The organism is Kocuria atrinae C3-8 (assembly GCF_000286355.1).
Classification (GTDB): Bacteria; Actinomycetota; Actinomycetes; order Actinomycetales; family Micrococcaceae; genus Kocuria; species Kocuria atrinae_A.
In genome coordinates this window covers 18,121-29,320 of sequence record NZ_AJXN01000047.1, presented here as the reverse complement: position 1 = coordinate 29,320, position 11,200 = coordinate 18,121, and the positions used below count along the sequence as shown (strand labels likewise).

The window sequence follows — 11,200 nt, the reverse complement described above, 5'->3', positions numbered from 1 at the left end:
GTGGGGGCGTCCGACACATCGGATTCATGCGTGGGCGCACCGGGATCGGAGCCTCCCACCAGGGGTTGGCCGCCGCGCTTGGGCGGCCGGCCCAGCAAGTTGAAGGACGCCAGGATCACGCCGATCACGGCCAGGTACACGCCCACGTCGAACACGAGGGCGGTGGTGGCCTGGAAGCCGAAAATCTCCGGGTGCAACGGCCGCAGGAACGATCCGTCGAGGTAACCCAGGAAGCCGGTTCCCACACCCACGGCCACGCCCAGTCCGATGAGCAGCAGGTACGGCATCTGCACGCGGGCCGAGCGGTCTGTGGGGGCCGCCAGGTAGGCCAACGCGAAGCCCGCGCCACCCACCAGCGCGGCAATGAAGCCTCCGCCGGGTTCATAGTGCCCGCGCAGCAACAGGATCAGCGAACCCGCGACAATGATCGGCGCCAACAGCTTGGCGGCAGTCCGCACGAACACGGTGTTGTCCCGCGCGTCGATCAGCGGGGAGTGGTCCTGAATGTTGGCGGAGCGCTCCGGGCTGGGCTTGCGCGCTCGCAGTAGGGCGGCGATCGTAATGCCGGCAACGCCCAGCACTGTGAGCTCACCCAGCGTATCCAGAGCACGGAAGTCGACCAGGATGGTGTTGACCAGGTTGGTGCCACCGGTCTCGTTGTACCCCTCGGTCAAGTAGTACTCGGAGGCCGGGGACATCTCCCGGCGTCCGGTCAGCGCCCACACACCCACGGTGGTGGCCAGACCGGCACCGCCGGCGACCAGCAGCGGAATCACATGCTTGCGCGGGGGAGTCGTCTCGAATTTGGAGGGCAGTCGGCGCAGCAACAGGACCATAACGCACACGGTCAGGATCTCGACGAGGAGTTGGGTAATGGCTACGTCCGTGGCGCCCAGCTGCAGGAACCACACGGTCATGCCGAAGCCCACCACGCCGGTCACCACGATTGCGGCGATCAGCGTCTTGGCCTGCATCATGGCCACCACGCCGCACGCGATGAGCACCACGAGCACCCAGTCGAGCGGGTCGCTGGGTTCGCCGACCACGGCGGCAGATCGTCGATGGTCAGCACGGCAATCGCCGCGATCGCGATCAACGCCACGGCCGGGATACTCAGGTGTCTGCGCGGGGCGATACTTCCGGTCCAGCCGCCGACGACGCCGCCGAAACGGATCGTCTGTTCCCTCGCTGTGTCCACGACGTCCAGTCCGGAGATCGGGAAGTCGTAGGGTTCCATGGCTCGGTGCACCCGGTGGCGGGCAAGCACGAGAACGGTTCCGATGGCGATCACGGTCAGGGAGACGAACAGCTCGGGGACCAGGCCGTGCCACAGGGCGAAGTGCGCGTCCACCTCTTCACCCGCGGACGCTGTTGCACCCACGGTGACGAGCTTATCTAGCAGGAACGGGGTCACACCCAGCACCAGTCCGGCGGTCGCCCCCAGCACCGGGGCGCCCCAGAACGCGGGAGAGGCTTCGCGGACCACATCCTCGGAATCCTCCGAGTTCTTTTCGGAACGACCTCCGAACGCGCCCAGCACGAGTCGTGCCGAGTAGGCGAACGTGAAGATGGACGCCACCGCGGCGGCAGCCGTCACGACCCACGGGACCCACGCCGGACCGGGGGCGTCGAGGAACGCCTTGAGCATCGTTTCCTTGCTCACGAATCCGAGCAACAGTGGCACCCCGGCCATCGACGCCGCCGCAAGTCCCATGGCCGTGGCCGTCACGGGCATCCGCAGCTTCATGTGTGCCAGCTCGCGCATGTCCCGGGTGTGGGCGCTGTGGTCGATCACGCCCACGAACATGAACAGCGCGGACTTGAAGAGCGCGTGGGTGATGGTGTGAATGACCGCGGCCTTGAGCGCTTCGGGGGTACCGATGCCGATCATCGTGACCAACAGGCCCAGCTGACTCATGGTGGAGTAGGCGAGCAGTTCCTTGAGGTCATACCGGCGCAGGGCCGCGATCGCACCGAACAACGCGGTGATCAGGCCTGCGGTCACCAGCATGACGTTCCACACGGAGACATCCGCGAACACGGGGGAGAAACGCAACAGCAGGTAGATGCCGGCCTTCACCATGGCCGCGGCGTGCAGATAGGCGGAGACCGGGGTGATGGCGACCATCGAGTCCGGCAACCACGCCTGGAACGGGAACTGCGCGGACTTGGTGAACGCGGCCAAGGCAATCAGCACGGCCACCGCGGTGGTCAGCGCTCCGTTGGAGGACCACACAGGTCGACCAGAATTTCGCTCAACCGCGTGGTTCCCGTGGCAATGATCATCACGGTCACCGCGGCCAACAGCAGCAAACCACCGGCCACCGTGACCAGCAGAGTACGAATGGCTGGTTCGCGTGCCCCAGCTCCGGAGCGGGCGATCAAGAAGAACGAGCACAGCGTGGTGGCTTCCCACGCGACGTAGAGCACGATCAGATCATCGGCGAGCACCAAAGCCAGCATGGCCGCGGCAAAGCCCGTCATCAGTAGATAGAACGTGCCGTGCTTGCCGCCGGGCTCCAGATAGCGGGTGGAATAAATCATGATCATCGCGCCGATGACCAGCACCAGCAACGTGAACACCAGCGCCAGGCCGTCCATGCGGAGACCCAGCCCCACGTCCACAGTGGCATCCACGGAACCCATTGCTCGACCACCGGGGAACCGGAGCCGTCAACGGAACCGGAGCGAGCGGCGTCGGCGAATGCGGACACGGCCAGTGCGGCCGCGCCGAGTAGCGGCAGCGCGAGAACCCAGCCTGCATTGCGGCCCAGGAACTTAGTGATCAGGGGCGAAGCGAAGCAGGTGAGGAGCGCGATAACCAAACATGTGAGTAGCAAGAAACCACCTTGGTCCGGGCATCAACAGGGTGTGGGCGGGCCAGAAGTTTCGCGTCGTCCTCGCAAGGTGGCGGACGAACTCAGGCCAGTGGTGACACGAGCGCGTATGACGGCGGAGCACCGGCCTGATTGGCGCCCCACGAAGAAACCTGCCCGTTGGTCCCCTGAGAAATGGGGAGCACCCAAAAGATCGGCGCGAAGGCCGCGGGGGTGTGAGGGTGCTGTGAAGACATCCTCTTGATCGTAACAGTCGTGCGGGTCACGCCGAGGGGTGTGTCCGCGCTCACCGGAATACTTGACATGTCACAGTGTTCCCTTGGCATGACTGTTGAACTTGGCATTGACACTTTCGGAGACGTCACCTGGGATGCGCAGGAGAACCCGCTGTCCCACGCTCAGGTGGTGCGCAATGTGGTTGAAGAAGGCGTGCTCGCCGACCAGGTGGGCCTGAACTTCATCGGCCTGGGGGAGCACCACCGTGATGACTTTGCCGTGTCCTCCCCGGAGATGGTGCTCGCCGCGATTGCCGCTCGCACCGAGAACATCCACCTCGGTTCCGCGGTGACCGTGCTCAGCTCCGACGATCCCGTGCGCGTGTACGAGCGTTTCGCCACGTTGGATGCGCTGTCCAACGGACGCGCGGAAGTCATCCTGGGTCGCGGTTCCTTCACTGAGTCCTTCCCGCTGTTCGGCTACGAGCTGGAAGACTACGAGGAACTCTTCGAGGAGAAGCTCGCACTGTTCGCCAAGCTGCGCTCGGAACAGCCCGTCTCGTGGGCTGGCAAGCACACCCAGAACCTGAACGACGTGACCCTCTATCCGCCGGTCGAGCACGGTCTGCTCAACTCGTGGATCGCCGTGGGAGGCAGCCCCCAGTCCGTGGTGCGCGCGGCCCACTACGACATCCCGCTCATGCTCGCGATCATCGGCGGCCCGGTGGATGGCTTCGCTCCGTTCGCTGACCTCTACCGCCGCGCGCTCGCCGAGTTCGGTCACAACGAGAACAATCCCGTGGGCTACCACTCCTACGGCTACGTCGCCGAGACCGACGAACAGGCCATGGAAGAGTTCTTCAAGCCCTACGTCATCTCCACTCGCCGCATCGGTGCCGAGCGCGGTTGGCCCGCGCCCACGCGTGACTCCTTCGAGCACGAGGTCAAGCACGGCTCCATGGCCGTGGGCTCTCCGGAGACCGTGGCGCGCAAGATTGCCGCGGGCATCAAGTCCCTGGGTGCCTCCCGCTTCGATCTCAAGGTCAGCACCGGTCCGCTGTCCCACGAGAACATCATGAAGAGCATTGAGCTCTACGGCACCAGGGTCGCCCCGCTCGTGAAGGACATGCTGTCCGAATGAGCACGCTAGAGGTTGTGGTCATCGGTGCCGGGCAGGCGGGTCTGTCCGCTGCTTATCACTTGGTCAAGGCTGGGTTGCGTCCGCACGAGGACTTCGTGGTACTCGACGCCAATCCCGGTCCCGGCGGCGCGTGGCGGCACCGGTGGCCCTCCCTCACGTTCGGCACCGCCCACGGGATCCATGACCTGCCGGGTCTCCCGTTGGGTACGCCGGACCCGACCGAACCAGCATCGTCCGTGGTCACCCGGTACTACGGGGAGTACGAGGCGCGCTTCTCACTGCCGGTGATCCGCCCGGCCCGGGTTTCTTCCGTGGATTCGGAAAGCGATGCCGACGACGCCGCTCTGCTCGTTCACACCGATGCCGGCACCTTCCGCACGCGGTACCTCATTAACGCGACCGGTACGTGGGATAAGCCGTTTTGGCCGTGGTACCCGGGTCGTGCCGAGTTCCGAGGTCGGCAACTGCATACGCGGGATTCCTGGTCCGCGTCAGAATTTGCCGGACAGCACGTGGTGGTTGTCGGTGGCGGTACGTCGGCCGTGCAGTTCTTATTGCAACTCAATGAGGCCGGGGCAACGACTACGTGGGTCACCCGACGCGAACCCGTCTTCGAGCCGCGTTCCTTCGACTCCGAATGGGGTCGTGATGTGGAGCGGCGGGTGCGCGAACGAACCAGCGCCGGGTTGCCACCCAAGAGCGTGGTGTCAGTAACCGGTCTGCCGTTGACTCCGCAGTACCAGCGGGGGATTGATCAGGGGATCTTGGTGTCGGCTGGCCCCATGACCGCACTGACCCCGGACGGAGTACTGCTGGCTTCGGGGCAAGAGGTACACACCGATGCGGTGTTGTGGGCCACCGGCTTCCGTGCGTCGATCGATCACCTGGGACCGCTGCATCTCCGCGAGCATGGAGGTGGTATCCGCACGGAAGGTGTGCGCGTGGATGCGGATCACGTGTGTTCCTGGTGGGCTACGGCTCGTCAGCCTCCACGCTGGGAGCGACGCGTGCGGGCAGGACGGCAGCGCGCGGCGTCGTCCGCGCCCTCAAGGCTGCGAAGCAACGAGAACTCGTGCACTGACGAACGTTTTCTGGGAGGCGCATGCTCCTGGAAATTGGTGTACCAGTGGACTGTTCTAGTTCCACATACCGAGAAGGGCCATCCATGCACCGCCCACCACGGTCCAGATCAGAACCAGGATGATGGACATGATGAAGGCCACGCGCACCCACTCGTTGACCTTCACGTACCCGGAACCGTAGATCACGCCGGCGGGGCCGGAGGAGTAGTGCATCAGGGTGCCGAACAGGTTGCCGATGAAGCCGAAGGCCAGGGCGCCAAACAGCGGGGGAGTTCCAGCCGCGACAGCTGCCGCGAGGAACACGGCGTACATGGCCACGATCTGCGCGGTGTTGGACGCAAACAGGTAGTGCACGTAGAAGTAGACGATCGCCAGGATGCCGAAGGCGAGGCCCCACGGCATGCCTCCGACCATTCCGGAGACCACGGAGCCGATCCAGTCGATCACGCCCAGGTCGTTGAGGTGACCGGCCATGCCCACGAGCACGGCGAAGAAGATCAGAGTGTTCCATGCGGACCCGTTGGCGGCCATGTCTTTCCAGGTCAACACCCGGGTGATGAGCATGATGGCGATGCCCACGAAGGCTGCGGTGGTGGCGTCGATGCCGATGCTGGATCCGAAGATCCAGAGCACCAGGAGAAGGACGAAGGTGAAGATCATGGTGACCTCACCGCGGGAAATTTTGCCCATGGCCGCGAGTTCGCGCCGGGCCATGTCGGGGGCTTCGGGGGTTTTCGTGACGGTGGGGCCGTAGATCTTGCTCATGGCCCACGGCACGACTGCGAGGCTCAACAAGCCGGGCACGATGGCGGCCAGTGCCCAGTTGCCCCAAGTGACCTCGATACCCATGTCCACGGCAGCTTGCTGGGCCACGGGGTTGCCAGCCATGGCGGTCACGAACATCGCGGAGGTGACTACGTTGACGTGCGAGGCCGTAAACGTCAGATAGGAGCCGAGCTTGCGTCGGGATTCGTTGGTCTCGGGTGTGGAACTCTGCACTTCGGCAATTGACCGGATTATGGGGTAGACCACGCCGCCCGCGCGAGCCGTATTAGAGGGAGTGGCCGGAGCGAGGATCAGATCAGTGGCGGCCATTCCGTAGCGATGCCGATAGGGGATTTGCCGAGTCTTGAGACGAACATGAGCGCGACGCGACGTCCCAAACCCGTGAGCAGGAATCCGTCCGCGATGAAGAACGCCGCGACGATGAGCAGCACGGTGGAGTTGGCGAAACCAGCGAGTGCTTCGCCGTCCGGGACACTCATGGTTCCGGTCACCATGGCCACGGCCAAGCCGATGAGGGTCAACGACGGCGTGGGCAATGGCTGCAGGATCAGGCCGATGATGGTGGCCACGAAGATCCCGAGCATGTGCATGCCGCGCGGATCAACCCCCTCGGGCGGGGGAACGAAGAAGATGACCGCACCGACCACCAGCATGACGCCGAATTTCCAGAGCATGGAAATGGTGTCCGTTGAACGACCTGTTGGGCGGGTGGCACGTGCAGTTCCCATGGCTGGCTCCGAACGCATCGACACGGTGATACCACAATTCTACGCTTGGTCTGACCACATCGCCAGAGTGGCTTTTCATGGGAGGGGTGTCGGATATCAGTAAAATATTGCTGATTTGTGTGGCTTTATGTGGCTACTGGTGGGTTATTGCATGTATTCTCGTTCATCAGTGGACTGAGGGCATCGAAGTTCGCATCAGCCGGTCGGAGGGGTCCGAGTCAGCGGCATAGCACTGGGGAGAGAGCGGACATGGTCCAAACATTGAGCGATCGAACGAGCCATCATTCAGAATCAACGCACGCGGGGATCTCGCGCCGCAAGGTCATGGTTGGTACGGCGTGGGCGGTGCCGACAATCATGATGGCAGCTGCCGCGCCTGCGTTCGCGGCATCTCCTGACTCGTGCTCCATAGGCACCTTGGATTGGGATCGTGCACCCCGTTCGGGTGGCAAGGTGGTCAGCGGGACCATGGTTCCCATCACCTTGGCTAATGGCTCAACGGTCTACGCGCGCGTTACATTTCCGAGTGATGGAACTGCAGTTGGGTCCACTAATACGTACCACCGTACTGTTGGCAAGACGGCATGGGGTTCTGCGGTTAGTGTCTATGGAATCACGACCACTAGCGGTAGCAACTCTCTGGTGTTGAACCAACAGACCAATACCACCACAACAGTGAAATTGGATTTTTTCCGAGATACTGGCGCCACCCAGTCTCTAACTGTTTTCAATGTGCGGGTTCCTCTGGACGATTTCTCTACGGCTCGCAGCTGGGATTGGGGAAGCGTGGTGAGATCCAAGTCCTATCAGGAAGCATGGTCCGTGCAAGGGACCACAGCGAATGGATCGACAGTCACCCCCACTGCAACTGCACTCACGAGTCCGTACAACACAACGTCAACTCTGTCTCGGGTGCTTGGGTCGGGGACGCCGTCGAACCCCTGGTATCTTCCGTACAGTTTGACTACAAGTACGCGTAATGCTGTGGGCGGTAACCTTCAAACTAGTTTCGGTACCACGGGGCTAACTTCCATTACCGTAAATTACGGCGGTAATGAACCGACCTTCAGCGGTAGTCAGGGTTCCGCGCTTGGTGACATCACCATCTGCGCCTAATCAGTTGCAGTAGTCATCGTGTAGGCAACGATTACCGCCACCGCCTTCACCACAAGACGCGGTGGCGGTTTTCGTTTGCGTGCGCGACTTCGACTACCCGCCCCACGGGCTACACTGGCGACCCGCACCGTCTCACCAGGAGGTTCCGTTCCGTTGCCCGGCTCCGCGCGCATTCCCGTTCTCATCCTCACCGGATACCTGGCGCCGGCAAGACCACGGTCCTCAACAGATTCCTCGCGGCGAGTGGAGCGCGTATCGGCGTGATCATCAACGACTTCGGTGACGTAAACGTTGACGCGGCCCTGGTCGCGGGTCAGGTGGATGAACCCGTGTCCGTGGTGGGCGGATGCCTGTGCTGTATCTCAGACCCCGAGCAGCTGGACGACGCCTTCAAGAAATTGACTCGCCCGGATCTCCGTCTGGATGCCATCGTGATCGAGGGCTCCGGGGTCGCCGAACCGCCCGCCCTGCTGCGGCTCGTCATGGATACGCGCGTGCCAAAGATTCGCTTCGGCGGGCTGATCGAGGTCGTGGATGCCGCCCACGTGCCCCAGGCCGAAGCCGCCGGGTGGAATTTGGAGCAGCACGTGCGGGCGGCCGCCGTCGTTCTATTGACCAAGACGGATTTGGTGACGGACCCCGACGCCAGGAACGCGCTCGAAGCGAGAATTCAGCAGGCCAATCCCCACGCCATGATCATCGAGGCGCCACACGGCGTTTTCGACCCCGCGCTGTTCGTGGACGCCAGCGAATCCGACGAACTCGAATTCGGTCAGCTGGCTCTCTGGAACCCGGGCGAAACGCTAGGGGAGCCCAAGACCGAGCATGATCACACCCATCACCATCACGTGCACCATCAGTCGGTCACCGTGGAACACGACGGTCCGGTCGATCCCGTGGCGCTCTCCGAGTTCGCGCTGGACCCGCCGGACTCCGTCTATCGGATCAAGGCGATCGTCGACATCGCCACGAGCTCCGGCCCGCGTCGATTCGTAGTGCATTCGGTCGCCGGGTACGTCACGGTGGACGCGATGTCACGCGCAGCGGACGAACCACTCGCCTCAACGCTGGTCGCCATCGGTTTGAAGCTGGACCAAGCAGATTTGCACGCAAGACTGACGGCGGTTTGCCTCCCGACGACGACGCCGCCCGCCTCCACGTCGCAGTTGCGTCGCCTCACGCGGTTCCGCACCTGAGGCGACGAAGCATCACCCCATGATCGAGAATCGTTCCGCCTGATCGGTGGGACCGGTGACCAGAATCTGGTCATCCTCGTAGAGCATGGTGCCCGGCTCGGTCGGTTCCCACGTGCCGCCGGGTCGACAGACCGCGACAATGGCGACCCCGTAGCGCCCTCGTACGTCCAGGAGGTCCATGGGGCGCTGTTGAACGGCGGCTGGGGCCGTACATCGAACCATGGCGAATCCCTGATCGATGGGCACGAAATCCAAGATGCGTCCCTGGATGAGGTGCGCGGTGCGCAAGCCCATGTCCCGTTCGGGATTGACCACGTGGTGAACACCCAACTGCTCGAGGATCTCTGCGTGGGGACCGGTAATGGCCTTGGCCCACACCTCGGGGCATTGGAATTTGAGGAGCCGCGAGGTGACCAGGATGCTCGCCTGAATGTCCGATCCGATCCCCACCACTGCCCGATCGAATTCGTCGACACCCAGTTGACGCAGGACCTCTTCATCGGTCGCATCCGCACGAACCACCGACGTGAGCTTGCCGTTGAATGACTGGACGATGGACTCGGACATGTCGATGCCCATCACATCGGTGCCGCGGGACATCAGTTCGGTGGCCAGTGAACCGCCGAAGCGGCCAAGCCCAATCACCACCACGGCGTTATCGGTACGTTGGGCCGAGGAACCTGGCCGAAATTTGTCGAACATGACTCAATCCTTCAGTGAATGGTTCTTAGCCAATGAGCGGACGCTCTTTGGGAAGTTCGTAAGCGCGTGGTTGTCGCCCCACGGCAATCGCGGTGGCGACCGTGACCGGCCCCAGGCGGCCGAGGAACATCAGGCAGATGAGCACCACCTGCGCGAAGGATGATAAGGACGCGGTGATCCCCGTGGACAGCCCGACCGTTGCGAAGGCCGAGACCACTTCGAACAGTGCACGATCCAGACCCAGGTTGATGTCCGAGAGCATGAGCAACATGGTCCCGGCGACCACGGCACCTACGGCCAGGACCACCAGGGTGATGGCCTCGCGCTGAACGGAACGAGACAGCTGCTTCCCCAGGACAGGCACAGCGGCGCCGCCGCGGATTTCGGTCCACGCGATGAAGAAGAGCACGCCGAAGGTCGTAACCTTCAAGCCACCCGCGGTACCTGCCGGCCCGCCTCCGATGAACATGAGCACGTCCATCCCCAGCCAGGACACCGGATGCATCTGGGCGATATCCACGCTGTTGAACCCAGCGGTGCGGGCAATCGTGGATTGGAAGAACGCGTTCAGAATCTTGGAACCACGGGCTGAGGCCCTAGCGTGCCCGGATTGGACCATTCCAAGATTGCGATGAACACGGTGCCGCCGATCAGCAGCACGGGCGTGGCAAGCAGGACCAATCGAGTGTTCATGGACCACGTGCGCGGCAACCGAAGGTGGTGGCGCAATTCGTAGAGCACAGGGAAGCCCAGGCCACCCAGGATCACGCAGCCGGCCAACGGCAGCAGGATGAACGGGTCCTGGTTGAAGTCCATGACATTGAGCGTGTAGAGGGCGAACCCGGCGTTGTTGAACGCGGAAACGGAATGGAACACCGCGTGCGCGAGCGCTTGAACAGGGGAGTAGTTGTAGTGGAGTAGGAATCGCAGGAAGAGCAGGATCGTCACCGCGGTCTCGATCACGGCGGTGGTGGCCACAATCCGCAACACCACGTGGCTGACGCGGCCAGAACCGAACGACTTGGTTTCTGCGCGGGCCAAGAGCTTGATGGAGAGGCCGAACTTCCGCGCGAGCACAATGCCCAGCATGGTGGTCAGGGTCATGACGCCCAGGCCGCCCACTTGAATCAGACACAGAATGACGGTCTGACCGAACGGGGTCCAATATGTCGCCGTGTCCACGGTGATCAGCCCGGTGACGCATAGTGAGGAGGTCGCGGTGAACAGAGCGGTCAGCACATCGGTGCCGCCGGGACCTGTGGATGACGCGGGAATCATAAGCAACCCGGTCCCCACCACCAGGGCGATGGCGAAAGCCAAAACAATGAAGCGAGCGGTCCGGGCGGGTGTCATCTCCGGCCGTTGTCGCAAGTAGGTGCGAGGCACGCAGACAAGTT

9 protein-coding genes and 2 pseudogenes are annotated in these 11,200 nt (G+C 63.1%); 3 read left to right on the top strand and 8 right to left on the bottom strand.

Annotated elements, in window-relative coordinates; genetic code table 11:
• The 4 genes from mbhE to YO9_RS17170 form a co-directional block, all read right to left on the bottom strand.
• The coding region (gene mbhE, locus YO9_RS17180) for a hydrogen gas-evolving membrane-bound hydrogenase subunit E (RefSeq protein ID WP_223286182.1) at positions 1 to 1,046 on the bottom strand (1,046 nt) is incomplete at its 3' end.
• Entirely contained in the window at positions 974 to 2,236 is a 1,263-nt protein-coding gene (locus YO9_RS17175) for a proton-conducting transporter transmembrane domain-containing protein (RefSeq protein WP_262925599.1), read from the bottom strand. The genes YO9_RS17175 and mbhE, both read right to left, overlap by 73 nt.
• Positions 2,212 to 2,619 carry a proton-conducting transporter transmembrane domain-containing protein gene (locus tag YO9_RS19780; RefSeq protein WP_262925598.1) on the bottom strand — a complete coding sequence of 136 codons (408 nt, stop codon included), beginning with the start codon at positions 2,617 to 2,619 and terminating at the stop codon, positions 2,212 to 2,214. The genes YO9_RS17175 and YO9_RS19780 overlap by 25 nt, the downstream gene beginning before the upstream one ends.
• Positions 2,547 to 2,840, bottom strand: coding sequence for a hypothetical protein (locus tag YO9_RS17170; protein WP_223286181.1), 294 nt, complete (start codon positions 2,838 to 2,840; stop codon positions 2,547 to 2,549). The genes YO9_RS19780 and YO9_RS17170 overlap by 73 nt, the downstream gene beginning before the upstream one ends.
• A 321-nt stretch (positions 2,841 to 3,161) precedes the next feature.
• Here YO9_RS17170 and YO9_RS0105895 point away from each other — a divergent pair, with 321 nt between their 5' ends.
• Positions 3,162 to 4,193, top strand: coding sequence for an LLM class flavin-dependent oxidoreductase (locus YO9_RS0105895; RefSeq protein ID WP_016996651.1), 1,032 nt, complete (start codon positions 3,162 to 3,164; stop codon positions 4,191 to 4,193).
• A pseudogene (locus tag YO9_RS0105890) lies at positions 4,190 to 5,062 on the top strand (FAD-dependent oxidoreductase); the annotation flags it as partial. The gene YO9_RS0105895 and the pseudogene YO9_RS0105890, both read left to right, overlap by 4 nt.
• A 267-nt stretch (positions 5,063 to 5,329) precedes the next feature.
• On the opposite strand, the pseudogene YO9_RS0105885 reads toward YO9_RS0105890, so the two are convergent.
• Positions 5,330 to 6,714: pseudogene (locus tag YO9_RS0105885) on the bottom strand (DASS family sodium-coupled anion symporter).
• Between the two features lie 1,181 nt (positions 6,715 to 7,895).
• Between YO9_RS0105885 and YO9_RS0105875 the strand changes: the two are divergent.
• Entirely contained in the window at positions 7,896 to 9,101 is a 1,206-nt protein-coding gene (locus YO9_RS0105875; protein WP_317259762.1) for a CobW family GTP-binding protein, read from the top strand.
• Between the two features lie 12 nt (positions 9,102 to 9,113).
• Here YO9_RS0105875 and YO9_RS0105870 read toward each other — a convergent pair whose 3' ends face one another.
• From YO9_RS0105870 to YO9_RS20645, 3 genes are read right to left on the bottom strand one after another with little or no spacing between them, the layout of a single operon-like run.
• The gene (locus tag YO9_RS0105870) at positions 9,114 to 9,803 is read right to left on the bottom strand and encodes a potassium channel family protein (protein WP_016996647.1); all 690 of its coding nucleotides are present in this window, start codon (positions 9,801 to 9,803) and stop codon (positions 9,114 to 9,116) included.
• Between the two features lie 25 nt (positions 9,804 to 9,828).
• Complete coding sequence (locus YO9_RS20650; protein ID WP_317259761.1) at positions 9,829 to 10,422, bottom strand: potassium transporter TrkG; 594 nt, start codon at positions 10,420 to 10,422, stop codon at positions 9,829 to 9,831.
• The gene (locus YO9_RS20645) at positions 10,371 to 11,189 is read right to left on the bottom strand and encodes a potassium transporter TrkG (protein WP_317259760.1); all 819 of its coding nucleotides are present in this window, start codon (positions 11,187 to 11,189) and stop codon (positions 10,371 to 10,373) included. Before YO9_RS20645 ends, YO9_RS20650 begins: the two co-directional genes overlap by 52 nt.
• Positions 11,190 to 11,200: the final 11 nt, after the last annotated feature.

Coding starts and splice junctions, on each gene's coding strand:
- YO9_RS20650 (WP_317259761.1), bottom strand. CDS start 10,422: ATGGTCCAATCCGGGCACGCTAGGGCCTCAGCCCGTGGTTCCAAGATT.
- YO9_RS0105870 (WP_016996647.1), bottom strand. CDS start 9,803: ATGTTCGACAAATTTCGGCCAGGTTCCTCGGCCCAACGTACCGATAAC.
- YO9_RS0105895 (WP_016996651.1), top strand. CDS start 3,162: ATGACTGTTGAACTTGGCATTGACACTTTCGGAGACGTCACCTGGGAT.